Source organism: Streptomyces rubradiris, assembly GCF_016860525.1.
Lineage (GTDB): Bacteria > Actinomycetota > Actinomycetes > Streptomycetales > Streptomycetaceae > Streptomyces > Streptomyces rubradiris.
Map to the genome: position 1 here is coordinate 3,434,724 of NZ_BNEA01000015.1, position 25,477 is coordinate 3,460,200.

Genomic DNA, 25,477 nt, shown 5'->3' on the forward strand with positions numbered 1-25,477 from the left:
GCTCACGCTCCCGTGGCGACGAGGAGGACGGCGACCGCCAGGACGACGGTGCCGGCGAGCAGCGCGCTCACATAGGTCTGCACATTGCCGGTCTGCGCACGCCGGACGGCGGCCCCCAGCAGCCGGGGCAGGGCGGCGGCGCCGCGCACGTAGGTGTCGACGACCTCGCGGTCCAGGAACCGCACCAGGCTCGCCCCTGCCCGCACCGGGCGGACGAACAGCGCCGCGTACACGGCGTCCAGGTGGAAGCCCGCCGCGGCGGGCCGGTGCAGCGGGCCGAGCAGCAGCCGTCCGGGGTCCGCCGGGTCGGGCGCGGAGGCGATGTCGCCGTAGGCCGGGCGGTGGGTGGCGATGGCCTCGGCCTCGACCAGGCCGGCGTCGGCCTCGGGGTGGGCGGCGACCGCGCCCAGCGGGGAGCGGGCGGCGAGCGCGGTGGTGCGCTGCCAGGCGCCGTAGGTGAGCAGCCCGCCGACCAGGGCGAGGCCCGTGCCGAGGATGGAGGTGAGCAGGGTCGGGGTGAGGTCGCGGCCGTCGAACCAGTCGGGCAGGACGCGGTAGGCGAGCCCGCCGAGGGCGAGGGAGGGGATCGCGAGGACCCAGAGCACCACGGTCATCGACAGCGGCTGGCGTGTCGGGGTCTCCCCTGCTCGAACGGAGTTGAGAGCTTGGGGAAGGTCCGGGTCCTCGGTGCCCCGGCCCCGGAAGGCGAGCAGCCACAGCCGGGCGGCGTAGGCGGCGGTCAGCAGGGCGGTGAGCAGGCCCGCGACGAGCACGATCCAGCCGGCCGCGCCGGGGGCGTGCCCGGTGTGGCCCTGGGTGACGTGTTCGGCGGCGCCGAGGACGGACTCCTTGGAGAAGAAGCCGCTGAACGGCGGGATCGCGGCGAGCGCGAGCAGCGCCACGGTCATCGTCCAGTAGGCGTCCGGGACGCGGTCGCGCAGGCCCCGCATGCGGGACATGGCGGCGAGCGAGTTGGTGCCGGCGGCGTGGATGACCACGCCGGCCGCGAGGAACAGCAGCGCCTTGAAGGCGCCGTGCGCGAGGAGGTGGAAGACGGCGGCACCGCGGTCGCCGACGGCGAGGGCGCCGGTCATGTAGCCGAGCTGGCCCACGGTCGAGTAGGCGAGGACGCGCTTGATGTCGTCCTGGGCGAGCGCGGCGAGGGCGGAGCCGGTCATCGTGACGGCGGCCATGACGGCGAGGACCACCATCGCGGCCCGGGATGCCTCGAACAGCGGAAGGAGACGGGCGATGAAGTAGACACCGGCGGCGACCATCGTCGCGGCGTGGATCAGCGCGGAGACGGGCGTCGGGCCCGCCATCGCGTCCGGGAGCCAGGTGTGCAGCGGGAACTGCGCCGACTTGCCCGCAACGCCCGCGAGCAGCAGCAGCGCCACCGGTGTCGGGTGGTCGATGCCGCCGCTCGTGACGGCGCCGAGGATCCGGGTGAGCCGGAACGACCCGGCGTCGCCGGCCAGCGCGAACAGGCCGATCAGGAACGGCACGTCGCCGAGCTTGGTGACCAGGAAGGCCTTCAGGGAGGCGGCGCGGGCCTCGGGGGTCTCCCAGTAGTGGCCGACCAGGAAGTAGGAGCAGATGCCCATCACTTCCCAGCCGACCAGCAGCACCATGAGGTCGCCGGAGTAGACGACCAGGAGCATCGCGGAGGTGAACAGGGAGACGAGCGCGGCGTACGACGGGTAGCGCGGGTCGTCGCGCAGATAGCCGGTGGAGTAGATCTGCACGCAGGCCGCGACGCAGGTGACCAGGACGGCGACGAGCGCGGCGAAACCGTCGATGTGCAGGGCCAGCTCGATGGGCACGGACCCGGTGGGCGTCAGCTCGGTGTGGGCGTCCACGGCCGTGCCGCCGCCCTGGCGCGCGGCGACCAGCGCGGCCAAAACCAGCGAGGCCAGTGGCGGGAGCACGGCGAGCGGGCGGACGAATCCGGGGGCGGTGCGGCCGAGCAGCAGGCCGGCCGCGGCGCCCAGGAACGGCAGGAGGGGGACGAGGACGGCGAGGGTGGTCGTGGTCACGCGGTGGCCTCAGCCTTCTCGGCCGCGGGGTGGTCGCTGTCGGGGCCTTCCGCGTCGGGGCCCTCGGCGGTGTCGCGGAGCTTGTCGATGTCGGAGGTGCCGCGGTTGCGGTACACCGCGAGCACGATCGCCAGGCCGATGCCGATCTCGGCGGCGGCGATGGCGATGGTGAACAGGGTCAGGGCCTGACCGGAGTGCAGGGTCTCCCGCGCGGTCCGGCTGAGCCACACGTCGAAGGCGACCAGGTTGAGGTTGACGGCGTTGAGCATCAGCTCGACCGACATCAGGACCAGGATCGCGTTGCGGCGGGCGAGGACGCCGTACAGGCCGGTGCAGAACAGGAGGGCGGAGAGTACGGCGGGATAGGCGAGGTGCATCAGCGGGCGCCTTCCTTCCCGGGGGCCGCGGGCACGGCGTCGGCCTTGGCCTTGCGGGACAGCACGATCGCGCCGACCAGTGCCGCGAGGAGCAGCACGGACAGGGCCTCGAACGGCAGCACCCAGTGCCGGAACAGGCTCGCGCCGGTGACCTTCGTGGTGCCGGCGGCCGGGCCGTCCAAGTCGATCCAGGTGGCGCGGAAGGCGTCCACGACCACCCAGACCAGGGCGACGGCGGCGGCCACCGCGACGGTCAGGGCGGCCCAGCGGTTGCCGGAGTCGGCGTCCGGGGAGCGGCCGATGGGGGCCTTGGTGAGCATCAGACCGAACAACAGGAGGACGACGACGGAGCCGACGTAGATCAGCACCTGCACCCAGGCGATGAACTCGGCCGTGAGCAGCAGGTACTCCACGGCGAGGCCACCGAGCCCGACCACCAGCCACAGGGCGGCGTGCACCAGCTGCCGGGTGGTGACGGTGACCAGCGCGGCGCCGAGGGTGACCAGGCCGACGAGCAGGAAGGCGATCTCGACGCCGGTCGGGGACAGGAAGCCGTGCGGGGCCTGGGCGAGCGTCATGACGTGCCCTCCCCCGGCTGCGCCTGCGCGGCGGCCAGCTTCTCGGCGGTCTTGCGGGCCGCGGCGATCTCCTTGGGTTCCTCGGCGCCGGGGTCGAGGGCGGGCGGGGCCGGCACGGTCCACATCCACTCGCGGAGCTTGTCCCGCTCGTGGGTGAGGTCGCGGATGTCGGTCTCGGCGTACTCGAACTCCGGGGACCAGAACAGCGCGTCGAAAGGACAGACCTCGATGCAGATACCGCAGTACATGCACAGGGAGAAGTCGATCGCGAACCGGTCGAGGACGTTGCGGCTGCGCTCCCGGCCGCCGGGGGCGGCGGGCGGGACGGTCTCCTTGTGGGAGTCGATGTAGATGCACCAGTCCGGGCACTCGCGGGCGCACAGCATGCAGACCGTGCAGTTCTCCTCGAACAGTCCGATCACCCCGCGGGTGCGGGGCGGCAGCTCGGGCAGGGCGTCCGGGTACTGCTCGGTGACGGACTTCCTCGTCATCGTGCGCAGGGTGACGGCCAGGCCCTTGGCGAGGCCGGAGCCGGGGATGGGGGCCATTTAGGAGATCACCACCTTGACGATGCCGGTGAGGGCGATCTGGGCGAGGGAGAGGGGGACGAGGAGGGTCCAGGACAGCTTCTGGAGCTGGTCCTCGCGCAGCCGCGGGTAGGTCACGCGGAGCCAGATCACGAGGAAGGCGAGGATCGCGGTCTTCAGCAGGGTCCACACCCAGCCGAGGCCGTCGGCGCCCCACGGGCCGTGCCAGCCGCCGAGGAAGAGGACGGTGGTCAGGCCGCACAGGATGACGATGCCCGCGTACTCGGCGAGCAGGAACAGGGCGAAGCGCAGACCGGTGTACTCGGTGTACGCGCCGAAGATGATCTCGGAGTCGGCGACCGGCATGTCGAACGGCGGGCGTTGCAGTTCGGCGAGTCCGGCGACGAAGAAGACGATCGCGCCGACGATCTGCCACGGCAGCCACCACCAGTGGAAGGCGTGCAGGATGCCGGGCAGGGAGACGGTGCCGGCCGCCATCGCGACCGAGGCCGCCGCCAGCAGCATCGGCAGTTCGTAGGAGAGCAGCTGGGCGGCCGTGCGCAGTCCGCCGAGCAGGGAGAACTTGTTGGCGCTGGCCCAGCCGGCCATCAGCGAGCCGAGCACGCCGACACCCATCACCGCGAGGACGAAGAACACGCCGGCGTCGATGACCTGGCCGACGGCGCCCTCGCCCGGGCCGATCGGGATGGCGAGCAGGACGAGGAGGTACGGCAGCAGGGCCACGGCGGGGGCGAGCTGGAAGACCCGGCGGTCGGCGCCCGCCGGGACCACGTCCTCCTTCTGCGCGAACTTCACGCCGTCGGCGATCAGCTGGGCCCAGCCGTGGAATCCGCCCGCGTACATCGGGCCGAGGCGGCCCTGCATGTGGGCCATCACCTTGTGCTCGGTCTGGCCGACGATCAGCGGGAAGGTGAGGAAGACGGCGAACACGACGAGGAGTCGCAGCGCGACGTCCAGCACGTCGTTCACTGCGGGCCTCCTGTGGGGTCGGTGCCGGGATCGGTATCGGTGCCGGGGTCGGTGTCGGCGGGGGTGGCTGGGGTGCGGGGGTGGCCGGGGGCGGGGGCGGACTCGGCTGAGGGGGCCTCGCCCGGTGCCGGTTGCGGTGCTGGCGCACGCCGCGTTTCCGACTCAGGCCGCGGTCCCGGCTCACGCCGCGACTTCGGCTCAGGCTGCGACTTCGGCTCAGGCTGCGACTTCGGCTCAGGCTGCTGTGCCGGCTCACGCTGCTGTGTCGGCTCACGCTGTGACTCCGGCTGCGGCTCCGAAGCCCGCTCCGGCATCCCGGTCCGCTCCGGCTCGGTCGCCTTGCGGGGCTCCGGTTCGGGGGCCGGTTCGGGCTCGTCGAAGGCCGGGCGGGCGTGGTGCCAGGGGGCGTCCGAGCTGCGCGGGGCGCGGGCGCGCTGGGAGGCCGAGCCCTCCGAGGCGCTGCGGGCGCGGCGCGTCGAGGCGGGCGCGGGGCCGGGCTCGTAGGCCACCGATGCCTCGGCGGCCGGGCCTTCCGCCGGTCCCTGCGCCGCCGCACCCGTGGCATCGCCCTCGGCCGCGGCCTCCTTGCGCGGCGCCGCGTCCTCGGCCCGGGCCGCCTGCTGGCTCGCCGAACCCTCACTGGCGCTGCGCATCCGCCGCGGCCGAGCGGGCGCACCCGCGTCCGCACCCGACGCCACACCCGAAGCGGCAGCTCCCGGCTGGCCCACCTGGCTCGCCGAACCCTCGCTCGCGCTCCGCATCCGCCGCGGCCGAGCAGGCGCACCCGCCCCCGGCTCCGCACCCGAGGCGGCGGCCTCACCGGAGGAAGACCCCGGCTGGGCCGTCTGGCTGGCCGAGCCCTCGGAGGCCGAGCGGGTGCGGCGTACCGGGCGGTCGCCTGTCGCGCGGGGCGCCGCCGCCCTGGCCGGGCGGGCCGGGGCCGGGGGGAGCTGACCCTTCAGAGGGCCCCATTCGTTGGGGTCGGGGACGCCCGGCGGCAGCATCTGGCGGCGCTTGGGACCGCCGTGCTCGGACTCGCCGGGCTCCTTGGCGCCCGGCCACGCCTTGGCGACCCGGGCGGCGAGGACGAAGTCCTTGCGGAGGGGGTGGCCCTCGAAGTTCTCGGGGAGGAGCAGGTGCTCCAGGCCCGGGTGGCCCTCGAAGACGACGCCGAACATCTCGTGGGTCTCGCGCTCGTGCCAGCCCGCGCCCGCGTAGACGCCGGTGGCGGAGGGCAGGACGGGGGTCTCGTGCGGGACCGTCGTACGGACGAGGAGGCGGCGGACCGGGTGCAGGGCGACGACGTGCGCGGCGACCCGGAAGCCCGTGCCCGGTTCGTCGACCGCGCTCAGCCAGTCGAAGTAGGTGCAGCCCAGGGTCGTACGGGCCGTCTCCAGGGCGGTGAGCCAGGCGGACGGCGGTACGTCCACGGTCAGGAGGTCGTACGACTCCTCCGCCGTGGCGTCCGGGCCGAAGAGTTCCTCGGCGGGGGCGGGCAGCCAGCCGGCGGCGGTGCTCATCGCGGGCCCTCCTCACCGGCCGGCGCCGGGGGCCGCACCAGGCCGCTCTGCAGGGCCGCGGCGGACGGCCGGCCGGCGGGTCCGTCGCCGTACCGCTCCCCGAGCGACTCGCGGGCGATCTTCTCCTGGAGCTTGAGGATGCCCTGGAGCAGCGCCTCGGGGCGGGGCGGGCAGCCGGGGACGTAGACGTCCACCGGGATGATCTGGTCGACGCCCTTGGTGACGGAGTAGGAGTCCCAGTAGGGGCCGCCGCAGTTGGAGCACGCGCCGAAGGAGATGACGTACTTCGGCTCGGGCATCTGCTCGTACAGGCGCTTGACGGCCGGGGCCATCTTGTCCGTCACGGTGCCCGAGACCACCATCAGGTCGGCCTGGCGGGGGCCCGGTGCGAAGGGGATGACGCCGAGCCGGATGAAGTCGTGCCGGGCCATCGACGCGGCGATGAACTCGATCGCGCAGCAGGCGAGGCCGAAGTTGAACACCCACAGCGAGTAGCGGCGGCCCCAGTTCAGGACCACCTTCATCGGCTCGGGCGCCAGCCGCGCCAGCGCCCCCAGCCGCTTGGGCTCGGGCAGGAGAACGGGGTCCGGGTTCACGTCCATGCCAGGACGCCCTTCTTGTATGCGTACAGCAGGCCCACGGCGAGGAAACCGAGGAAGACGAACATCTCCACCAGGGTCGCCGCGCCGTAGCCGGGGGCGGCGAAGACCGTCGCCCAGGGGAACAGGAAGATCGAGTCGACCGCGAAGATCACGTACAGGAAGGCGTAGACGTAGTAGCGGACCTGGGTGTGGGCCCAGCCCTCGCCGACGGGGTCGACACCGCACTCGTAGGTCAGCAGTTTCTCCGGGGTCGGGACGACCGGGCGCAGCAGGCGGCCGGCACCGAAGGCGACCGCGACGAACAGCACGCCGACGAGGGCGAGCAGCCCGACCACCGAGTAGGACCGGAAGTAGCCGGCCGCGACGACGTGCCCCGCGGCGGCCGCCGAGTCCCCCAACGTCTCCCGCACCGTCCGTCCCTCGCTCCCTGACCTCGTGACCGTGGTGAATTAGTGCACTGGGTGATGCCTCGTGGTTCGAGGATCTGTACGCACGCGAGTCTAGGCCCTGATAAAGAGCGGGTAAGCGGCCCGTCACGGCGTGAGACGCCGGGGCGGGCCGGGGGTGGGGATTTCCCCCGGAGGGGCAGGGCGGCGTACCACATGGCGGGAACGGTGCCCGGCACGGCAGGCTGACCGCTATGACCGCTCCCCGCCCCGCCGCCGCCCCGATCGGTGGCCCCGACGCAGACGACGGACGCGCCGGCTCCCACCGGCTGCCTCCGCCCCGGCCGGCCTACGACGCGCACACCTGGAAGGAGATCGCGCACCTGCTGCTGAACCTGCCGGTGGCGGTGATCGGTTTCACGTACGCGTTCACCGTGGTGGTGGTCGGCGGCACCCTCACCCTCACCGTGATCGGGCTGCCGCTGCTCGCGGTGTGCCTGCTGATCGCCCGCCAGCTGGGCAAGGCGGAGCGGGCCCGGGCCCGGGCGCTGCTCGGGGTGCGGGTGGAGGAGCCGTCGCCGCTGCCGCTCGCCAGGAGCGGGGGACCGGCGCAGCGGGTGTGGACGGCGCTGAAGGACCCGGTGGGCTGGCGCACGCTGCTGTACGACGTGATCCGCCTGCCGTGGGGCATTCTCACCTTCGTCACCGTGCTGACCTCGCTGTTCGTGCTGTGGCCGGTGCTGCCGTACCTGGCGCGGCTGATGGCGAACCTGGACCGGGCGATGGTGCGCGGGCTGCTGTCGCCCTCGGACGAGCTGGAGCGCCGGATCGCCGAGCTGGAGTCCGACCGCGGGATCGTGGTGGACACGGCGGCGGCGGACCTGCGCCGGATCGAGCGGGACCTGCACGACGGCGCCCAGGCGCGACTGGTGAACCTGGCCATGGGGCTGGGCCTGGCCAAGGAGAAGCTGCTGGAGGACCCGGACGCGGCGGCGGCGATGGTGGACGAGGCGCACGGCGAGGTGAAGCTGGCCCTCCAGGAGCTGCGCGACCTGGCCCGGGGCATCCACCCGGCGGTCCTCACCGACCGCGGTCTGGACGCGGCGCTGTCGGCGGTCGCCTCCCGCTGCACGGTGCCGGTGAAGGTGAGCGTGGACCTGCCGGCCCGGCCTGCGGCGGCCATCGAGGGCATCGCCTACTTCACCGTCTCCGAGCTGCTGCAGAACGTCAGCAAGCACAGCGGGGCCCGGACCGCCTCCGTAGAAGCCTGGCGGGCGGACGACCGGCTGATGCTCCAGGTGCGGGACGACGGCCGGGGCGGCGCCCGGCTCGACGGGGGCACCGGCATGCGGGGCCTGGCGGAGCGGCTGGGCGCGGTGGACGGCCTGTTCGTGGTCGACTCCCCGCCCGGCGGCCCGACGGTGATCACGGCGGAGCTGCCCTGGCGGGACCGGCAGGAGTAGACCGGGCGCAGCCGCCCTGGCGGCTCAGGGCCGGCCGCGGGCGCGGGGGGTGGGGAAAACCCCCCGCTCAAGACGCCGACGGCCTCCATGTCCCGGCGGCGCGCGGCGGACCACCCTGGACGTACGGCTGAACCGCCGCGTGGACGAGGAGAACGGGACGACACCGATGGCGACGGAGTACGGACACGGGTACGCCTACCGCAGCGAGCGGCCGCACCGGCTGCCGGCCGGACTGCGGGCGCCGTTCGAGGCGCGCAGCTGGCGGGAGTTCGGGTATGTGCTGCTGAGCCTGCCGGTGGCGATCGTGCTGTTCTGCTGGACGGTCACGATGGTCTCCCTCGGCGCGGGCCTGCTGGTGACCTTCCTCGGCATCCCGGTGCTGGCGGCGGCGCTGGCCGGCTGCCGGGGGTTCGGGGTGCTGGAGCGGGCGCGGGCGCGGGCGCTGCTGGGCCTGCGGGTGGCCGACCCGGAGCCGCTGCGTCCGCCCAAGCCGGGCCCGCTGGCCTGGACGGGGGCGGTGCTGAAGAGCGGCTCCTCCTGGCGGCAGGCGCTGTACGCGCTGGTGCAGTTCCCGTGGGCGGTGTTCTCGTTCTCGGTGGTGGTGACCTTCTGGAGCGTCGGCTGGTCGCTGCTGACGTACCCGCTGTGGTTCTGGGTGTTCCCGGTGTACGCCGGTCAGGGCGGCCTCCAGCTGTACGGCGACCACCACCACAGCGTCTACCTGGACAACCCCTTCGAGATCGGGCTGGCCGCGCTGGTCGGGCTGGCGTTCACACTGGTCTGCCCATGGCTGGTGCGGGCCCTGACGACCGTGGACGGTCTGTTGGTGCGCGGGCTGCTCGGGCCGTCGCCGCTGTCGGCGCGGGTGGTGGAGCTGGAGTCGGACCGGGGGGTCGTGGTCGACACGGCCGCCGCCGATCTGCGCCGCATCGAGCGGGCCCTGCACGACGGCGCCCAGGCCCGGCTGGCCGGTCTGGCCATGGACCTGGGGCTGGCGAAGGAGAAGCTGCGGGATGACCCGGGGGCGGCGGCGCGGCTGGTGGAGGAGGCGCACGGCGAGGTGAAGACGGCCCTGCAGGAGCTGCGCGACCTGGCCCGGGGCATCCACCCGGCCGTGCTCACCGACCGCGGTCTGGACGCGGCGCTGTCGGCGGTCGCCTCCCGCTGCGCAGTGCCGGTCCGGGTGGAGGTCGACCTGCCGGCCCGGCCGGCCCCGGCCATCGAGGGCATCGCCTACTTCACCGTCTCCGAGCTGCTGCGCAACGTCAGCGAGCACAGCGGGGCCCGGTCCGCCTCGGTCGACGTGTGGCGGGCGGACGACCGGCTGCTGCTCCAGGTGAGCGACGACGGCCGGGGCGGCGCCGACCCCGCCCGGGGCTCCGGGCTGGCCGGTCTCGCGGCCCGGCTGGACGCGGTGGACGGCGTCCTCGTGGTGGACTCCCCGGCGGGCGGCCCCACCCGGGTGACGGCGGAACTGCCCTGGCGCGGCTGAACCGGCACGCACGAACCGGCACGCACAAGCCGGCTCGCACGAACCAGCACGGACGAACCAGCATGGCCGGCCCGTTCCGGCGTGGCCGGATCCGGTGCCGGCCGGTCCCTGACACGGCTGTGCGCGACACGACACGGCTGTGCGCGAAACCCCCGTCCGCCCCCGGATCTTTCCCTGACGACGCCCTGCGACCCACGCTCCCGATCCCCGATCTTTCCCCTGGTCCGGCGGCGCCGCGGCCCGAAGCCTGGAATGCTGGTCTTCCGTAGGACGGCGGGCGGCCGGGGCGGACGCCGCCGTGACGGATCGTGCTGGGGGGCCGGAAGATCGTGGAGGACAGGGTGCGGGTGGTCATCGCCGAGGACTCGGTGCTGCTCAGAGAGGGCCTGACCCGGCTGCTGACCGACCGCGGGCACGACGTCGTGGCCGGCGTCGGCGACGCGGACGCACTGGTGAAGACCATCGCCGACCTGGACGGCCGGGGCGAGCTGCCGGACGTGGTCGTGGCGGACGTGCGGATGCCGCCGACGCACACCGACGAGGGCGTCCGGGCGGCCGTGACGCTGCGCCGGGTCCACCCGGGGCTCGGGGTGCTCGTGCTGTCGCAGTACGTGGAGGAGCGTTACGCCACCGAGCTGCTGGCCGGTTCCAGCCGGGGCGTGGGTTATCTGCTCAAGGACCGGGTCGCGGACGTGCGGGAGTTCGTCGACGCGGTGGTGCGGGTGGCCGAGGGCGGTACGGCGCTGGACCCGGAGGTGGTCGCGCAGTTGCTGGGCCGCAGCCGCAAGCAGGACGTGCTGGCCGGGCTGACCCCCCGGGAGCGCGAGGTGCTCGGGCTGATGGCGGAAGGGCGGACGAACTCGGCGATCGCCCGGCAGCTCGTGGTCAGTGACGGCGCCGTGGAGAAGCACGTCAGCAACATCTTCCTGAAACTCGGCCTGGCCCCGAGCGACGGCGACCACCGGCGCGTGCTGGCCGTCCTCACCTACCTGAACTCCTGAGACGGCCCGCTGTGGCGGAACCCCCTCAAGACGCGCGGAAGCGGTACGAGCGACCCTTCAGCGATGCGGGACATGATGTGAAGCCAGCACGACCGGCTGTCGAAATGTCATCCAATCCGCGGTTGGCCCCGGGAAGGCGCCCCTGACCGACGTAGGGTTGATCCTGGGATGGTCCGTGGGACGACCAGGCCCCGGACAGCCGCCTCGAAGGAGGTCCAGTTCAGTGACCAGCCAGGTCAGCAGCCCAGCGGAGCAGACCGACGGAACCGTCGTGGGAGAGCAGCGCAAACCGGGCGACGCGAAGGACGTACGGCGCCTGGACCGGGTGATCATCCGGTTCGCGGGGGACTCGGGTGACGGCATGCAGCTCACCGGAGACCGGTTCACCTCGGAGACCGCTTCTTTCGGCAACGACCTCTCCACGCTCCCCAACTTCCCCGCCGAGATCCGTGCCCCCGCCGGCACGCTGCCCGGGGTGTCGTCCTTCCAGCTCCACTTCGCCGACCACGACATCCTCACCCCCGGGGACGCGCCGAACGTCCTGGTGGCGATGAACCCGGCCGCCCTGAAGGCGAACGTGGGCGATCTGCCGCGCGGCGCCGAGATCATCGTCAACACCGACGAGTTCACCAAGCGCGCCCTGCAGAAGGTCGGCTATGACAGCGACCCGCTGCACGACGGCTCGCTCGACGGCTACCACCTCCACCCCGTGCCGCTGACCACGCTGACCGTGGAGGCGCTGAAGGAGTTCGACCTCTCCCGCAAGGAGGCCGAGCGCAGCAAGAACATGTTCGCGCTGGGCCTGCTGTCGTGGATGTACCACCGGCCCACCGAGGGCACCGAGAAGTTCCTGAAGTCGAAGTTCGCGAAGAAGCCCGAGATCATGGCGGCGAACATCGCGGCGTTCCGGGCGGGCTGGAACTTCGGTGAGACCACGGAGGACTTCGCGGTCTCCTACGAGGTCGCGCCGGCCGCCAAGGCCTTCCCGGTGGGCACCTACCGCAACATCTCCGGCAACCTCGCCCTGGCCTACGGCCTGATCGCCGCCTCCCGCCAGGCGGACCTGCCGCTGTTCCTGGGCTCGTACCCGATCACCCCGGCCTCGGACATCCTGCACGAGCTGTCCCGGCACAAGAACTTCGGGGTGCGCACCTTCCAGGCCGAGGACGAGATCGCCGGCATCGGCGCGGCGCTGGGCGCGGCCTTCGGCGGCTCCCTGGCGGTGACGACCACCTCCGGGCCCGGTGTCGCCCTCAAGAGCGAGACGATCGGCCTGGCGGTCTCCCTGGAGCTGCCGCTGCTGGTGGTGGACATCCAGCGCGGCGGCCCCTCCACGGGTCTGCCGACCAAGACGGAGCAGGCCGACCTGCTCCAGGCGATGTACGGGCGCAACGGCGAGGCGCCGGTGCCGGTGGTCGCCCCGCGCACCCCGGCGGACTGCTTCGACGCGGCCCTGGAGGCGGCGCGGATCGCGCTGACGTACCGCACGCCGGTGATGCTGCTGTCGGACGGCTACCTGGCCAACGGCTCCGAGCCGTGGCGCATCCCGGAGCTGGAGGAACTGCCCGACCTCAAGGTCCGGTTCGCGCAGGGCCCGAACCACACGCTGGCCGACGGCACCGAGGTGTTCTGGCCGTACAAGCGGGACCCGCAGACCCTGGCCCGGCCGTGGGCGATCCCGGGTACCCCGGGTCTGGAGCACCGCATCGGCGGCATCGAGAAGCAGGACGGCACGGGCAACATCTCCTACGACCCGGCCAACCACGACTTCATGGTCCGCACCCGGCAGGCCAAGATCGACGGCATCGACGTCCCCGACATCGAGGTCGACGACCCGCACGGCGCGAAGACCCTCGTCCTGGGCTGGGGCTCCACCTACGGCCCGATCACGGCGGCGGTACGGCGGCTGCGGGCGGCCGGCGAGTCGATCGCCCAGGCCCATCTGCGCCACCTCAACCCCTTCCCGCGCAACCTCGGCACGGTCCTCAAGGGCTACGACAGGGTGGTGATCCCCGAGATGAACCTCGGGCAGCTCGCGACCCTGATCCGGGCGAAGTACCTGGTCGACGCCCACTCCTACAACCAGGTCAACGGCATGCCGTTCAAGGCGGAACAGCTCGCCGCGGCGCTGAAGGAGGCCATCGATGACTGACGCCACCAACGGGCTGCTCCAGCTGGTCCCCAAGGCCGAGGCCAAGCAGTCGATGAAGGACTTCAAGTCGGACCAGGAGGTGCGCTGGTGCCCCGGCTGCGGTGACTACGCCATCCTCGCGGCCGTGCAGGGCTTCATGCCCGAGCTGGGCCTGGCCCGGGAGAACATCGTCTTCGTCTCCGGCATCGGCTGCTCCTCCCGCTTCCCGTACTACATGAACACCTACGGGATGCACTCCATCCACGGCCGCGCCCCCGCCATCGCCACCGGCCTGGCCACCTCCCGCCGCGACCTGAGCGTCTGGGTCGTCACCGGCGACGGCGACGCCCTGTCCATCGGCGGCAACCACCTCATCCACGCCCTGCGCCGCAACGTCAATTTGAAGATCCTGCTGTTCAACAACCGGATCTATGGCCTGACCAAGGGCCAGTACTCCCCCACCTCCGAGGTCGGCAAGATCACCAAGTCGACGCCGATGGGCTCGCTGGACGCCCCGTTCAACCCGGTGTCGCTCGCGCTCGGCGCGGAGGCGTCCTTCGTCGCCCGCACCATCGACTCCGACCGCAAGCACCTGACGGAGGTGCTGCGCGCCGCCGCCGCCCACCCGGGCACGGCGCTCATCGAGATCTACCAGAACTGCAACATCTTCAACGACGGCGCCTTCGACTCCCTGAAGGACAAGCAGCGCGCCGAGGAGGCGCTGATCCGGCTGGAGCACGGCCGGCCCATCCGGTTCGGCGCCGACGGCGCCCGGGGCGTCGTACGCGACCGGGCCACCGGGGACCTGAAGGTGGTCACCGTGACGGCGGAGAACGAGGCGGACATCCTGGTCCACGACGCCCACGCCGCGTCCCCGACCACCGCCTTCGCCCTGTCCCGCCTCGCCGACCCCGACACCCTGCACCACACCCCCGTCGGGGTGTTCCGCTCGGTCGACCGGCCGGTCTACGACACCCTGATGGCCGACCAGCTCGACACCGCCGTGGACCAGCACGGCAAGGGCGACCTCGCCGCGCTGCTCGCGGGCGGCGACACCTGGACGGTCGTCGGCTGACCCGCCCGCCGATTCACGAGGCCCGGGACCGGACGTCCCGGGCCTCGTCGTATGCCCGGCCGGCGTCCCGGGCCTCGTCGTACGCCCGGCGGGCGGCCTCGACCCGGTCCATGCGCTCGTGGGTCCACCGGGCGAGGGCCCGCACCTGCTCCGCCGCCTCGCGGCCGAGAGCGGTGAGCGAGTAGTCGACGCGGGGCGGGATGACCGGCTTGGCGTCGCGGTGCACCAGGCCGTCGCGCTCCAGGGTCTGGAGGGTCTGGGTGAGCATCTTCTCGCTGACGGTCCGGCCGGAGCCGCCGACCGCCCGGCGCAGCTCGCTGAACCGGTACGACCGCTCCAGCAGCTCGATCAGGACGAGCACGCCCCAGCGGCTGGTGACGTGCTCCAGTACCAGGCGGTGGGGGCACAGCGCCTCCACGTCCGCCCCACGATTACTTACCGGCATGCCAGTACCTTACTTCAAAGTGGGTACTTTCTCATCCACAGCGCTTCCCGTACGGTCAGTGTCATCAGGACATCGACCCCAAGGAGCGGGAAACCATGAGCATCGTCGTCACCGGAGCCACCGGACACCTCGGCCGTCATGTCGTGGCGCAGTTGCTGGAGAAGGTCCCGGCGGAGCGGATCACCGCCGTCGTGCGGGACGCGGCGAAGGGCGCCGACCTCGCCGCGCGGGGCGTGCGGCTGGCCGTCGCCGACTACAACGCGCCCGAGACCCTGGACGGCCTGTTCGCAGCCGGCGACAAGGTCCTGCTGATCTCCGGCAGCGAGGTCGACAAGGACCGGGTGGCACAGCACACGGCCGTCATCGACGCGGCCAAGGCGGCCGGCGTGGCGCTGCTCGCCTACACCAGCGCGCCGGGCACCCTGACGGCCGCGCTGGCGGCCGACCACCGGGCGACCGAGAAGGTACTGCTCGCCTCCGGCCTGCCCTACACCCTGCTGCGCAACGGCTGGTACCACGAGAACTACACCGAGCACCTGGCGCCGGTGCTGGAGCACGGCGCGGTCGTGCAGGCCGCCGGCGACGGCCGGGTCTCCTCGGCCGCCCGCGCCGACTACGCCGCCGCCGCGGTCGCGGTGCTGACCGGCGAGGGCCACGAGAACGCCACCTACGAGCTGGGCGGCGACGAGGCGTGGAGCTTCGCCGAGTACGCGGCCGAGCTGAGCCGGCAGACCGGCCGGGAGATCGTGTACCGGCAGGTCTCGGTGGCGGACCTCACCGGCATCCTCACCGGTGCCGGGCTGCCCGCGCCGGTGGCCGCGATCCTCGCCGGCGTGGACGCCTCGATCGCCGAAGGCGAGCTGGTCGTCCCCTCCGGCGACCTGTCCCGGCTGATCGGCCGCCCCACCACTCCGCTGGCCGAGGCCGTCACGGCCGCGCTGAAGAACTGACCCGGCCGACCGACTTGACCGAAGGGACGGCCTGACCGAAGGGACGGCCTGGCCGAAGGGCCGACCCGCCAAAAGGCCGACCTGACCAAAAGGCCGACCTGACCGAAGGGCCTGCTCAGCCGTCCCACCCTCCCCTGTCATGAGCGTATGACGAAACGAACATGACACCGGAGGGTGTCCGGCGCTACCTTCGTGCTCGCGCGTCCGCACGGGCGCGCGAGCGAGAGGGAGGGGCCGGTGGCCGGGAAATCCGAGGGTGAGCACCGAATAGGCCTGCTGAACGGCTTCGCCGCCTACGGGATGTGGGGCCTGGTGCCCCTGTTCTGGCCCCTGCTGAAACCGGCCGGGGCCATGGAGATCCTCGCCCACCGCATGGTGTGGTCCCTGGCGGTGGTCGCCGTCGCGCTGCTCTGCGTGCGCCGCTGGGCCTGGGCCGGACAGCTGCTGCGCCAGCCCCGGCGGCTCGGTCTGGTCGCCGTGGCGGCCGCCGTGATCACCGTCAACTGGGGCGTGTACATCTGGGCGGTCAACGCGGGCCACGTCGTGGAGGCCTCGCTGGGCTACTTCATCAACCCGCTGGTCACCATCGCGATGGGCGTGCTGATCCTGAAGGAGCGGCTGCGGCCCGCGCAGTGGGTGGCGGTCGCGGTCGGCCTCGCCGCCGTCGTCGTCCTCACCGTCGGCTACGGCCGCCCGCCGTGGATCTCGCTCTGCCTCGCCTTGTCCTTCGCCACCTACGGGCTGGTGAAGAAGAAGGTCGACCTCGGCGGGGTGGAGTCGCTGGCCGCCGAGACCGCGATCCAGTTCCTGCCGGCGCTGGGCTATCTGATCTGGCTGGCCGCGCAGGGGGACGCCACGTTCGCGGCCGAGGGCGCCGGACACGCCGCCCTGCTCGCCTCCACCGGCCTGGTCACCGCCGTGCCGCTGGTCTGCTTCGGCGCGGCGGCGATCCGCGTGCCGCTGTCCACGCTGGGCCTGTTGCAGTACCTGGCCCCGGTCTTCCAGTTCCTGCTCGGCATCCTGTACTTCCACGAGGCCATGCCGGCCGAGCGGTGGGCCGGGTTCGCGCTGGTCTGGCTGGCGCTGGTGCTGCTCACGGCCGACGCGCTGCGCTTCTCCCGGCGCCCGCGCCCGCTCTCCGTACCGGCGCCCCGCACCACCGAGGCGCCCGCGTCGGCACCCGCGGACGCCTGACCCGCGAGTACTACGGGTAGTACGGGCACCTCAGGTACTACCTGCCGGCCCTACGGGTCCTACGGGTACTACGGGTCCTACGGGCAGGTGCCGGGGCGATCAGCCCTGTGCCGCCTTCGCCGCGCGGTCCGTCAGACGGATCATGCGGGCGCGGGCGGCCTCCAGCGGGCGGGGATCGTCCGCGGCGGGGCCCGGCTCGGCGCCGAGGTCCGTCCACAGGCCGATCAGGTCACGGCCCAGCCGCAGGCCCTCCTCGGGGTCGCGCACCGCACGCCAGGCGGTCGCCGCGCTCTGCAGGTTGCCGTAGGCGGCCTGGCCGTCCCCGGCCTGGCGGCGCAGCCCGGCCAGCTCCAGCGACAGCCGGCAGGCGCGCACCGGATCGTCCGCCAGGTAGGCGATGTAGGCGGACAGCTCGCGCACGTGCAGCACCTCGGCGTGGTGCGGGCCGAACACGGCGGAGGCCTCGGCGAGTGTCCGCTCGGCCAGTTCCGCCGCCGCGTCGACCCGGCCCGCGCGCACGGCCTCGTTGATCCGGCCCAGCGGCTCGGCGAGCAGCTCCGCGCCCTCGGCGGTCTCGGTCAGCGGCCCGTCCCCGAGCACCTCCTCGGCGACCGCGTCGAAGCCATGGGCCGGCGTCTGCGCGGGGGCGGGCTCGTCGTAGGGAAGCCCCAAGCCCAAGGCCGTACCGGCACTCGTGCCCGCGCCCGAGGCCGTGCCCGTGCTCGTACCCGCGCCCGAGGCCGTACCCGTGCCCATTCCCATGCCTGAGGCCGTACGCGCACCCGCACCCGCACCCGTACCCGCGCCCCGCGTGCCGGCGGTCGCGGGCCGCGCGTCCGGTGCCGGCGGAGGGCCGGACGGGCCGGCCGGCGCCTGCGGGGCTCCCGGCCCGGTGGGTGCCGCGGCGGCCGTGTCCGGTGTCCGGGGCGCCGTCAGCCGGACCGGTTCCCCGGTCACCCGGCTGGAGCCGTCGGCCGAGACCTCCAGGGGCACCACACAGCCCGCGAGGTCGTCGTGGACCGTGGCCTGTATGGGCGCCCCGACGCTGATGGCCAGGCTCTGGAGGCGGTTCAGGACGGCCTGCTGGATCTCCTCGCCGGGCGCAGCGGCGACCGGTACCCCGTCCACGGAGGCGTTCCCCGGGCCGTACACCCGGACGGGCACCGCCGCCGGGTACCCCACGGTCCGCGGCGCCCGCTTCTTCTCGAAGCTGAGTCCAGCCATCGGTGCCCCTCCACTCCCCCGGCGTCGCGATCCGGTCCTACGCATCCTGTCCACCAGTGTGTCGGCTGCCCACGGCTGCCGGGTCACCGCGACGTCACAGCCTCGCACCAGCGACCCCTGGCGCCAGTTGGATGCGTGTGCATAAAATGCATGCGCACCTTGTTCGTTGGTCCGACCTGACGCACCTGGGGGATCTCATGAGCCGTCGCTTTCTCTTCGTCCTGGGCAGCGCCCGCGCCGAGGGCAACACCGAGCTGCTGGCCCGCCGGGCCGCCGAGCGGCTCCCCGCCGACGTCGAACAGCGCTGGATCGACCTCGCCGAGCAGCCGCTGCCCGACTTCGAGGACCTGCGGCACGACAGCGACCACGTACGGCCGCCGTCCAGCACCCCGACCGGACTGCTGCTGGACGCCACGCTCGCGGCCACGGACATCGTGATCGCCTCGCCGGTGTACTGGTACTCGGTCTCCGCCCAGACCAAGCGCTACCTGGATCACTGGTCCGGCTGGCTGCGCATCCCGGGCCTCGACTTCAAGGCGAGGATGGCCGGCCGCACCCTCTGGGGCGTCGCCGCACTCGCCGACGAGGAGCTGTCCGTGGCCGACCCGTACGCCGGCACTTTGCGCAACTCGGCCGCCTACATGGGGATGCGGTTCGGCGGGGTCCTGCTGGGCAGCGGCAGCAAGCCGGGCGACGTCCTGAACGACACCGGGGCGCTGACGCGCGCCGAGACCTTCTTCGCGCAGGACGCGCCCCTCGCGCGCTTCCCGTACGAGACGGTCGGCGCCGTCTGACCCCGCGCCGCCGGCCGCCCGCCCGCGGGCGGCCCTAGGCGGTGATGTCCTTCGCCGTGAACCGCGCCCACGCCGCCGAGCCGAACACTGCCGCGTACAGCGCCTGGAGGCCGAGGTCGCGCAGCAGGTCGTCCCAGTAGACGGGGTCGCGCATCAGGTCGGCGAACGACAGCCAGTAGTGCGAGAAGAGGTACGGCTGCACCGCGTGCAGCTGGGGTATCTGGTCCACGATCTGCACGGTGATGAGCAGCCCGACCGTGGTCGCCATCGCCGCGATGCCGCTGTTGGTGAGGGTCGACACGAACAGGCCGAGGGCCGCCACCCCCACCAGGGAGGCCGCGACGACCAGGGCGATCAGGGCCGCGCGGGCCAGCCCCTCGCCGAGGCCGATCCGGGTGCCGGAGATCGTCGTCAGCTCGCCGAGCGGGAACAGCAGTGCCCCCACGGCCAGCGCCGAGACCGCGACCACCAGCGTGGCCAGCAGGCAGAAGGCCAGCACGGTCGCGTACTTGGTGAGCAGCAGCCGGGTGCGGCCGGCCGGGGCCACCAGCAGATAGCGCAGGGTGCCCGCGCCCGCCTCCCCGGCGATCGCGTCGCCGGCCACGACGCCGACCGCCATCGGCAGGAAGAACGGCAGGGTCGCGGCCAGCGCGGTGAACACCAGGAAGAGTCCGTTGTTGGTGATCTGCGCGATGAAGGCCGGGCCCTCGCCGCCCCCGCCGCCCACCTGCCCGCCGCCCCGGGTCTCGATCCGCACCGCGACCCCCACCAGCACCGGCACCGCGGCCAGCACCCCGAGCAGGGCGAGCGTGCGCCACCGCCGGACGGTGGTGACCAGCTCGCTGCGCAGCAGCCCGAGGGCCCACAGCGGATTCGGCCGGCGCACGGCGGCGACCCCGGACGGGTGGTCAGCCCGCGACATCGAAACCCTCCCCGGTCAGCGCCACGAACGCGTCCTCCAGCGAGGCGCGTTCCACGGTCAGGCCCCGGACCCGGACCCCGGCGGCGACCAGGGCCGCGGTCACCTCGGCGAGGTCCCGGCCGGGCGGTTCCCCGGTGACCCGGTCGCCGTCGGCGGTCACGTCCGCGACGCCCAGTTCCTTCAGCACCCGGGCCGCCTCGGCCGGGTCCGGTGTGGTCACGGCCAGCCGGCCGCGCGCCCCGGCCGCCAGCTCGGCCACCTCGCCCTGGGTGACGAGCCGGCCCTGCGCCATGACCGCCGCGTGGGTGCACACCTGCTCGATCTCGTCCAGCAGGTGGGAGGAGAGGAACACGGTCGTACCGTCGGCGGCCAGCTCCCTGATCAGGGTGCGGATCTCGCGCATGCCCTGCGGGTCGAGGCCGTTGGTGGGCTCGTCCAGCACGAGCAGCCGGCGCGGCTGGAGCAGCGCGGCGGCCAGACCGAGGCGCTGTTTCATGCCGAGCGAGTACGCCCTCGCCTTCTTGCCGGCGGCCGCCGTCAGGCCGACCCGGTCCAGCGCGGCGGCCACGCGCGCGTGCCGGGTGCGCGGGTCGGCGGTGGGGTCGGCGCAGTCGTAGCGCACCAGGTTGTCCCGGCCGGAGAGGAAGCCGTACAGAGCGGGGCCCTCGATGAGGGCCCCGACCTGCGGAAGGACCGTACGGGCCGCCCGCGGCATGGGGCGGCCGAGCAGCCGGACCGTGCCCGCGGTCGGTTCGATCAGCCCCATCAGCATCCGGATGGTGGTGGTCTTGCCGGAGCCGTTCGGGCCGAGGAAGCCGAAGACGCTGCCCGCCGGGACGGTCAGGTCGAGACCGTCCACGGCGAGCTGCCCGCCGCGGTAGCGCTTGGTGAGCCCGCGCGTGTCGATCACGCTCGCCGGATCACCGTCCGGCGGGCCGCCGCGCTCACGTCCGTCCATCGGCTTCCCCTCGTTTCCTCGGTCCCCTGGGGTCACTTCCCCGCGTCGGCCGCCTTCACCAGGGTCTCCTTCGTCACCAGGCCGGCGTAGACCTTGCCGTCGTCGGTGACCAGGGCGTTGACCAGGCGGGTGGAGAAGACCGTGCCCTTGCCGAACTTCCCGGAGACCGGGTCGCCGAGCGAGTTGAGGAAGCCGCCGAGGTCACCGCCCTGGGAACCGGTGGGCAGGCCGCCCTTGGCACCGGTGTCGACGGTGGCGACGGACGTCCAGCCCTTGCCGAGGACCTCCAGCCCGCCGAGGCCCCCGGCGAGGTCCTTGTCGTGCTCGGGCGCCGGGGTCCTGTCCGCCGTGTCCTTCTCCTCGGTGACCTTCGCGCCCTTCGGCGGGGTGAAGTCGAAGGTGGAGGCGGACGGCCGGGCGAACGAGACCTGGGTGAAGCCGGCGTCGACCACGGCGGCCCCGCCGCTCCTCGGGGTGAGGGTGAACTTCAGCGGCATGTAGGTCTTCGCGTCCACGGCGATGCTGATGGCGCCGACCGTGGTGCCGGACTGCCGGGGCCGGATCAGCAGCTTGTAGGCGTCGCGGCCGGCCACCTGCGCGGTGCCGTCGACGGTGACGGACGTGGTGTCGTCCACCGCCTTCAGCGCCTCGTCGGCGAAGTCCTCGGGCGTGGCCGGCGGCTCGGCCCGGCGGTCCTCGCCGGACCCGGCCGCGGTGGAGTGGTAGACCTCGTTGCTCTTGCTGTCGTAGCCCCAGACGTCCTTGCCGTCGTGGATCAGGCTGTACTCGGCGCCGCGCTCCAGCAGCGACACCTTCTGCCGGTCCGGGCCGTCGGCGGCGACCCGCAGGGTGTGCATGCCGGACGCCAGCTCGGTGAGCCTGGAGCGCGGGTCGGCGGAGGAGCCGTCGCCGGAGCCGCCGTGGCTGTCGCCGTCGCCGTCACCGGAGAGCAGGCCGTCCCCCAGGCCGCCGAGGTCGGGCAGGCCGAGGTCGGTGGTGATCTTCACGGTGCCGGACAGCTGCTGCACGTCCGACTTGGCCATCTTGTCGATGAGCTGCTGCGCGGTGATCTCCGGCAGGTCGGGGGCGCCGGAGTCGGCGAGCGCCGGGACGAGCCCGATCGTGGCCGCCGCCACCCCCACCACCGCGACGGGAACGGCGTACCGGGCGGCCTTGCGTCGGCCGGAGCGCGAAGCCCCGTCCCGCGCGGCCCCCTCGTGCGCGGCGCCCACTGCGTCGTCGGATTCGTACGGTGCCATGTGTGCCTTACCTCCGTCGTCGGCGGCGGCTGCTCTCACGCTGGTCAACCCTGAGCCGCCATTCTCACCCGAATCGGTGAGGAGTGGTGATGCGTGCGGTTTCCATATGACCAAATCCGCCGCGCGGAAGCGTCACCCCTCGGAGGCAACTGCGCCTACGCCTGCGGTATGACACCCGGCGGCCGCGTCACCCCGCGACCCGTAGGGGTCGTGCAGGAGGCCGCGCCCATGCGAGGGACGCCGGGATCCGGCCACGGAGGGACACCGGGGTCCGGCGGGACCGTGCGGAAGTCGGCCGTACGGCAGTCCGTCATGGGTCGTACGGTCGAACAGACGTGCACTCGTACGCCGGTCGAGCCGGGACGGTGGGGCGTTCGGCCCGGGTGGGCCCGGCCGGGTCAGCCGGCGCGGTGGACCACCGCGTCGCACAGCTCCATCAGCGCGGCCTTGGCGTCGCACTCCGGCAGCGGGGCCAGCGCGGCCCGCGCCTCCTCCGCGTACCGGACCGTGTCCCGGCGGGCCTGCTCCAGCGCGGGATGGGCGCGCAGCGCGGCCAGCGCACGGGCGTGCCGGGCGTCGTCGCTGAGGTCGGAGTCCAGCAGTTCGCACAGCGCGATGTCCTCGGCCAGCCCGAGCCGGGCGGCCCGCTCGCGCAGCCGGAGCACCGGCAGCGTCGGGATGCCCTCGCGCAGGTCGGTGCCCGGGGTCTTGCCGGACTCGTGGGAGTCGGAGGCGATGTCCAGGACGTCGTCCGCCAGTTGGAAGGCGACGCCGAGGCGTTCGCCGTACTGGGTGAGCACGTCCACGACCCGCTCGCCGGCGCCGGACATCATCGCGCCGAACCGGCAGGACACCGCCACCAGGGAGCCGGTCTTGCCGGCCAGCACGTCCAGGTAGTGCTCGACCGGGTCGCGGCCGTCCGAGGGGCCCGCGGTCTCCAGGATCTGCCCGGTGACCAGCCGTTCGAACGCCAGGGCCTGCACCCGGACCGCCTCCGGACCGAGGTCGGCGAGGATCTGGGAGGCGCGGGCGAAGAGGAAGTCGCCGGTGAGGACCGCGACGGAGTTGCCCCAGCGGGTGTTGGCGCTGTCCACCCCGCGCCGTACGGCCGCCTCGTCCATGACGTCGTCGTGGTACAGCGTGGCCAGGTGGGTGAGCTCCACGACCACGGCCGACGGCACGACGCCCGGCGCGTACGGGTCGCCGAACTGGGCGGCGAGCATCACGAGCAGTGGCCGGAATCGTTTCCCGCCGGCCCGCACGAGGTGCTGCGCGGCCTCGGTGATGAACGGGACCTCGCTCTTGGTGGCATCGAGCAAGCCTTCCTCGACAGCCGCCAATCCGGCCTGGACATCGGCTTCCAGAGCCTGGTCCCGCACGCTCAGCCCGAACGGCCCGACGACGGTCACGAGGGGTCTCCTGTCTGCTGGTGTCTGCTGGCGATTACACGGTTTGTCGATAGGTCGCTGCCATCACTCAAGTCAGCGTATCCGGTCCTGTTTCGATCACCGATAGCGCCCACCGGTCCAGCCTGGGTGGTATCGGATCATGACCGCCATGACTTTGATCACACGGTAATAAAGGGACATATATCGACTTAACGTTAATCCGGATACCGTGTCGCGACCTCTCCACACCTTCCTCACTCCCCCCTCCCCCGCCGGCCCCTACGACAACGACGCGCACCACTCCCCGGGTTCCACCACGACTCGGACTTCAGACGTGAATCCCCCTAATCCCCCATGTCTGATTTGAAGTCTTTTGCTATTTCGTGAATTGAGTCACTCGGCCGACCCGCCCGCGCCGCCCTCCACCCCCGCCGTCACCCTTGCTCCGTCGGCCAGTTGAGGATTGGCAACCGCAAAGGATCAAGCACCCCATACGGCGACGATCAAGGCCAAATGGCGCGTTGTATGAATCCGGTACTTGTTCCCGACATGTGCTCTCGCATACGTTCCGGGCCGTCGGGCGGACGCCGAATCCTGCCGCCGCCCGCGCAACCCATTCACGAACTCATTCGTACGGCAGGAGCGGGGGACCCAGGTAAGTCGCCGCGCCGGACGGCATCCGCCGCACCGGAACGGCTCGGGGTGAAGCCGTGCCTCCTTCCGGGCACGGCCGGGCACCTCCCCGCCCGAACCCGACAGCTCACCTCGCAGGCGCCGGAGAGGAACTTTCGATGCCTGCTGCCGCTCAGCACCGCCGTACCCGGAACACCCGCCTCGTCCGCGCCCTCACCGCCGCCGGCACCGGCGCCGCCGTGCTCGCCCTGCCACTCATCGGCGCGACCGGCGCGTCGGCCGCCACCACCGCGGCCCCGACCGTGGGCACCACCCCCGCCGGATACCCGGACAACCTCGACGGCTGGATCCGCGAATCGCTCGCGATCATGGCCGAGAAGAAGATCCCGGGCACCTACAACGGCATCCACCGCAACATCATCCGCGAGTCCTCCGGCAACCCGGCGGCCATCAACCTCTGGGACTCCAACGCGGCCAAGGGCATCCCGTCCAAGGGCCTGCTCCAGGTCATCGACCCCACCTTCAACGCGTACCACGTCGACGGGACGTCCTTCGACATCTACGACCCGGTCGCGAACATCACCGCCGCCTGCAACTACGCGGCGGACCGGTACGGGTCGATCGACAACGTCTTCGGCGCCTACTGACCGGCCCGGCCGCCCAGCCCGTCCCGCGGTCAGGCGGCCGGGAACAGTCTTTCGAGGACGACGGCGACGCCGTCGTCCTCGTTCGACACCGTGACCTCGTCGGCCACCGCCTTCAGCTCGGGGTGCGCGCCGGCCATGGCGACACCGCGCGCCGCCCAGCGGAACATGGGGATGTCGTTGGGCATGTCACCGAACGCGAGGGCCCGTTCGGGACCGAGCCCCAGCCACTCGGCGGCCAGCGCCAGACCGGTCGCCTTCGTCACCCCGCTCGGCTGGAGCTCCACGGTGCCCGGCCCCGACATGGTGACGGTCGCCAGCGAGCCCACCGCCGAGCGCGCCACGGCCGCCAACTCGTCGTCGGACAGCTCGGCGTGCCGCAGCAGCACCTTGCTGATCGGCTCGGCCCACAGGTCGGCGCGCCGGCCGACCCGCACCGCGGGCAGCGTCGGGTGCGGCATCCGGTAGCCGGGCTCGATGAGCGTGCGCCCGTCCTCGCCGTCCTGGTCGACCGCCGCGAACACCTGCCCCACCTCCGCCTCGACCTTGCCGAGCGCGGTCTCCGCGAGATCACGGTCGAGTTGGACCGACCACAGCAGCCGGCCGGCCCGGGCGTCGTAGACCTGCGCTCCCTGCCCGCACACCGCCAGCCCGGTGCAGCCGAGGCGCGCGAGCAGGGACCGCACCCGCGGCGCCGGGCGGCCGGTGACCACCAGGTGCCGGGCCCCGGCCCGCGCCACCCGCGCGAGCGCGGCGAGCGACCGGTCGGAGACGGTGTCGTCGCCGCGCAGCAGTGTTCCGTCCAGGTCAGTGGCGATGAGGGCATATGCCGGGGTGGATGCCATGCCCAGAGAATACGGACCCCGGGCCCCGCCGACTCCTCCCCCG

Annotated in this window: 24 protein-coding genes and 1 riboswitch; of the genes, 9 read left to right on the forward strand and 15 right to left on the reverse strand. The window is 72.8% G+C overall.

Annotated elements, in window-relative coordinates; genetic code table 11:
* Positions 1-2: 2 nt before the first annotated feature.
* From Srubr_RS28345 to Srubr_RS28380, 8 genes are read right to left on the reverse strand one after another with little or no spacing between them, the layout of a single operon-like run.
* On the reverse strand, positions 3-2,036 hold the full coding sequence (locus tag Srubr_RS28345; RefSeq protein WP_189994233.1) for an NADH-quinone oxidoreductase subunit 5 family protein: 2,034 nt from the start codon (positions 2,034-2,036) through the stop codon (positions 3-5).
* The gene (gene nuoK / locus Srubr_RS28350; RefSeq protein WP_189994234.1) at positions 2,033-2,413 is read right to left on the reverse strand and encodes an NADH-quinone oxidoreductase subunit NuoK; all 381 of its coding nucleotides are present in this window, start codon (positions 2,411-2,413) and stop codon (positions 2,033-2,035) included. The genes Srubr_RS28345 and nuoK overlap by 4 nt, the downstream gene beginning before the upstream one ends.
* The gene (locus Srubr_RS28355; RefSeq protein WP_189994236.1) at positions 2,413-2,991 is read right to left on the reverse strand and encodes an NADH-quinone oxidoreductase subunit J family protein; all 579 of its coding nucleotides are present in this window, start codon (positions 2,989-2,991) and stop codon (positions 2,413-2,415) included. Before Srubr_RS28355 ends, nuoK begins: the two co-directional genes overlap by 1 nt.
* Positions 2,988-3,539, reverse strand: a complete 552-nt coding sequence (locus Srubr_RS28360; protein ID WP_189994238.1) for a NuoI/complex I 23 kDa subunit family protein — start codon at positions 3,537-3,539, stop codon at positions 2,988-2,990. Before Srubr_RS28360 ends, Srubr_RS28355 begins: the two co-directional genes overlap by 4 nt.
* On the reverse strand, positions 3,540-4,508 hold the full coding sequence (locus tag Srubr_RS28365) for a complex I subunit 1/NuoH family protein (RefSeq protein WP_189994240.1): 969 nt from the start codon (positions 4,506-4,508) through the stop codon (positions 3,540-3,542).
* Entirely contained in the window at positions 4,505-6,028 is a 1,524-nt protein-coding gene (locus Srubr_RS28370; RefSeq protein ID WP_189994242.1) for an NADH-quinone oxidoreductase subunit C, read from the reverse strand. The genes Srubr_RS28365 and Srubr_RS28370 overlap by 4 nt, the downstream gene beginning before the upstream one ends.
* Positions 6,025-6,630 carry an NADH-quinone oxidoreductase subunit B gene (locus Srubr_RS28375; RefSeq protein WP_030601416.1) on the reverse strand — a complete coding sequence of 202 codons (606 nt, stop codon included), beginning with the start codon at positions 6,628-6,630 and terminating at the stop codon, positions 6,025-6,027. Before Srubr_RS28375 ends, Srubr_RS28370 begins: the two co-directional genes overlap by 4 nt.
* Positions 6,621-7,040 (reverse strand): NADH-quinone oxidoreductase subunit A, encoded by a 420-nt coding sequence (locus tag Srubr_RS28380; protein WP_189994244.1) that lies wholly within the window; start codon positions 7,038-7,040, stop codon positions 6,621-6,623. The genes Srubr_RS28375 and Srubr_RS28380 overlap by 10 nt, the downstream gene beginning before the upstream one ends.
* A gap of 230 nt (positions 7,041-7,270) precedes the next feature.
* On the opposite strand from Srubr_RS28380, the gene Srubr_RS28385 reads away from it, so the two are divergent.
* From Srubr_RS28385 to Srubr_RS28405, 5 genes are all read left to right on the forward strand, one after another.
* Positions 7,271-8,479 (forward strand): sensor histidine kinase, encoded by a 1,209-nt coding sequence (locus Srubr_RS28385; protein WP_189994245.1) that lies wholly within the window; start codon positions 7,271-7,273, stop codon positions 8,477-8,479.
* Positions 8,480-8,645: 166 nt separating this feature from the next.
* Positions 8,646-9,971, forward strand: coding sequence for a sensor histidine kinase (locus tag Srubr_RS28390; protein ID WP_189994247.1), 1,326 nt, complete (start codon positions 8,646-8,648; stop codon positions 9,969-9,971).
* Between the two features lie 341 nt (positions 9,972-10,312).
* Positions 10,313-10,972: a response regulator transcription factor gene (locus Srubr_RS28395; protein WP_280842467.1), complete on the forward strand. Its 660-nt coding sequence runs from the start codon at positions 10,313-10,315 to the stop codon at positions 10,970-10,972.
* A gap of 223 nt (positions 10,973-11,195) precedes the next feature.
* Entirely contained in the window at positions 11,196-13,124 is a 1,929-nt protein-coding gene (locus Srubr_RS28400) for a 2-oxoacid:acceptor oxidoreductase subunit alpha (RefSeq protein WP_189994249.1), read from the forward strand.
* On the forward strand, positions 13,117-14,178 hold the full coding sequence (locus Srubr_RS28405; RefSeq protein WP_189994251.1) for a 2-oxoacid:ferredoxin oxidoreductase subunit beta: 1,062 nt from the start codon (positions 13,117-13,119) through the stop codon (positions 14,176-14,178). Before Srubr_RS28400 ends, Srubr_RS28405 begins: the two co-directional genes overlap by 8 nt.
* Positions 14,179-14,191: 13 nt before the next feature.
* Here Srubr_RS28405 and Srubr_RS28410 read toward each other — a convergent pair whose 3' ends face one another.
* Positions 14,192-14,623 (reverse strand): winged helix-turn-helix transcriptional regulator, encoded by a 432-nt coding sequence (locus Srubr_RS28410; RefSeq protein ID WP_189994252.1) that lies wholly within the window; start codon positions 14,621-14,623, stop codon positions 14,192-14,194.
* 95 nt (positions 14,624-14,718) lie between these two features.
* Here Srubr_RS28410 and Srubr_RS28415 point away from each other — a divergent pair, with 95 nt between their 5' ends.
* Positions 14,719-15,573, forward strand: coding sequence for an SDR family oxidoreductase (locus tag Srubr_RS28415; protein ID WP_189994254.1), 855 nt, complete (start codon positions 14,719-14,721; stop codon positions 15,571-15,573).
* Between the two features lie 237 nt (positions 15,574-15,810).
* Positions 15,811-16,767, forward strand: coding sequence for an EamA family transporter RarD (gene rarD / locus Srubr_RS28420; RefSeq protein ID WP_189994256.1), 957 nt, complete (start codon positions 15,811-15,813; stop codon positions 16,765-16,767).
* A gap of 99 nt (positions 16,768-16,866) precedes the next feature.
* On the opposite strand, the gene Srubr_RS28425 is transcribed toward rarD, so the two are convergent.
* The gene (locus tag Srubr_RS28425) at positions 16,867-17,991 is read right to left on the reverse strand and encodes a hypothetical protein (RefSeq protein WP_229926637.1); all 1,125 of its coding nucleotides are present in this window, start codon (positions 17,989-17,991) and stop codon (positions 16,867-16,869) included.
* 197 nt (positions 17,992-18,188) lie between these two features.
* Between Srubr_RS28425 and Srubr_RS28430 the strand changes: the two genes are divergently transcribed.
* A complete protein-coding gene (locus Srubr_RS28430; protein WP_189994257.1) occupies positions 18,189-18,785 on the forward strand; it encodes a flavodoxin family protein in 597 nt (198 codons plus the stop codon).
* 34 nt (positions 18,786-18,819) lie between these two features.
* Here the strand turns inward: Srubr_RS28430 and Srubr_RS28435 are convergent, their stop codons facing one another.
* The 4 genes from Srubr_RS28435 to Srubr_RS28450 all read right to left on the reverse strand — a co-directional run bounded on the left by Srubr_RS28435 (position 18,820) and on the right by Srubr_RS28450 (position 23,333).
* A complete protein-coding gene (locus tag Srubr_RS28435; protein ID WP_189994258.1) occupies positions 18,820-19,707 on the reverse strand; it encodes an ABC transporter permease in 888 nt (295 codons plus the stop codon).
* Complete coding sequence (locus tag Srubr_RS28440) at positions 19,694-20,665, reverse strand: ABC transporter ATP-binding protein (protein ID WP_189994259.1); 972 nt, start codon at positions 20,663-20,665, stop codon at positions 19,694-19,696. The genes Srubr_RS28435 and Srubr_RS28440 overlap by 14 nt, the downstream gene beginning before the upstream one ends.
* 32 nt (positions 20,666-20,697) lie before the next feature.
* Entirely contained in the window at positions 20,698-21,924 is a 1,227-nt protein-coding gene (locus tag Srubr_RS28445; RefSeq protein ID WP_189994260.1) for a LolA family protein, read from the reverse strand.
* Positions 21,925-22,322: 398 nt separating this feature from the next.
* Positions 22,323-23,333 carry a polyprenyl synthetase family protein gene (locus Srubr_RS28450; RefSeq protein WP_189994261.1) on the reverse strand — a complete coding sequence of 337 codons (1,011 nt, stop codon included), beginning with the start codon at positions 23,331-23,333 and terminating at the stop codon, positions 22,323-22,325.
* A gap of 591 nt (positions 23,334-23,924) precedes the next feature.
* Positions 23,925-24,101: riboswitch (cyclic di-AMP (ydaO/yuaA leader) on the forward strand.
* Between the two features lie 2 nt (positions 24,102-24,103).
* Between Srubr_RS28450 and Srubr_RS28455 the strand changes: the two genes are divergently transcribed.
* The gene (locus Srubr_RS28455; protein ID WP_189994269.1) at positions 24,104-24,592 is read left to right on the forward strand and encodes a transglycosylase SLT domain-containing protein; all 489 of its coding nucleotides are present in this window, start codon (positions 24,104-24,106) and stop codon (positions 24,590-24,592) included.
* 29 nt (positions 24,593-24,621) lie between these two features.
* On the opposite strand, the gene Srubr_RS28460 is transcribed toward Srubr_RS28455, so the two are convergent.
* A complete protein-coding gene (locus Srubr_RS28460; protein WP_189994271.1) occupies positions 24,622-25,434 on the reverse strand; it encodes an HAD family hydrolase in 813 nt (270 codons plus the stop codon).
* Positions 25,435-25,477: the final 43 nt, after the last annotated feature.

What these genes read in the sequence shown, in the direction of transcription:
- nuoK (WP_189994234.1), bottom strand. Translation starts at nt 2,413, where the DNA reads ATGCACCTCGCCTATCCCGCCGTACTCTCCGCCCTCCTGTTCTGCACC.
- Srubr_RS28355 (WP_189994236.1), bottom strand. Translation starts at nt 2,991, where the DNA reads ATGACGCTCGCCCAGGCCCCGCACGGCTTCCTGTCCCCGACCGGCGTC.
- Srubr_RS28360 (WP_189994238.1), bottom strand. Translation starts at nt 3,539, where the DNA reads ATGGCCCCCATCCCCGGCTCCGGCCTCGCCAAGGGCCTGGCCGTCACC.
- Srubr_RS28370 (WP_189994242.1), bottom strand. Translation starts at nt 6,028, where the DNA reads ATGAGCACCGCCGCCGGCTGGCTGCCCGCCCCCGCCGAGGAACTCTTC.
- Srubr_RS28375 (WP_030601416.1), bottom strand. Translation starts at nt 6,630, where the DNA reads ATGGACGTGAACCCGGACCCCGTTCTCCTGCCCGAGCCCAAGCGGCTG.
- Srubr_RS28385 (WP_189994245.1), top strand. Translation starts at nt 7,271, where the DNA reads ATGACCGCTCCCCGCCCCGCCGCCGCCCCGATCGGTGGCCCCGACGCA.
- Srubr_RS28390 (WP_189994247.1), top strand. Translation starts at nt 8,646, where the DNA reads ATGGCGACGGAGTACGGACACGGGTACGCCTACCGCAGCGAGCGGCCG.
- Srubr_RS28405 (WP_189994251.1), top strand. Translation starts at nt 13,117, where the DNA reads ATGACTGACGCCACCAACGGGCTGCTCCAGCTGGTCCCCAAGGCCGAG.
- Srubr_RS28410 (WP_189994252.1), bottom strand. Translation starts at nt 14,623, where the DNA reads ATGCCGGTAAGTAATCGTGGGGCGGACGTGGAGGCGCTGTGCCCCCAC.
- Srubr_RS28415 (WP_189994254.1), top strand. Translation starts at nt 14,719, where the DNA reads ATGAGCATCGTCGTCACCGGAGCCACCGGACACCTCGGCCGTCATGTC.
- Srubr_RS28425 (WP_229926637.1), bottom strand. Translation starts at nt 17,991, where the DNA reads ATGGCTGGACTCAGCTTCGAGAAGAAGCGGGCGCCGCGGACCGTGGGG.
- Srubr_RS28430 (WP_189994257.1), top strand. Translation starts at nt 18,189, where the DNA reads ATGAGCCGTCGCTTTCTCTTCGTCCTGGGCAGCGCCCGCGCCGAGGGC.
- Srubr_RS28435 (WP_189994258.1), bottom strand. Translation starts at nt 19,707, where the DNA reads ATGTCGCGGGCTGACCACCCGTCCGGGGTCGCCGCCGTGCGCCGGCCG.
- Srubr_RS28440 (WP_189994259.1), bottom strand. Translation starts at nt 20,665, where the DNA reads ATGGACGGACGTGAGCGCGGCGGCCCGCCGGACGGTGATCCGGCGAGC.
- Srubr_RS28445 (WP_189994260.1), bottom strand. Translation starts at nt 21,924, where the DNA reads ATGGCACCGTACGAATCCGACGACGCAGTGGGCGCCGCGCACGAGGGG.
- Srubr_RS28455 (WP_189994269.1), top strand. Translation starts at nt 24,104, where the DNA reads ATGCCTGCTGCCGCTCAGCACCGCCGTACCCGGAACACCCGCCTCGTC.
- Srubr_RS28460 (WP_189994271.1), bottom strand. Translation starts at nt 25,434, where the DNA reads ATGGCATCCACCCCGGCATATGCCCTCATCGCCACTGACCTGGACGGA.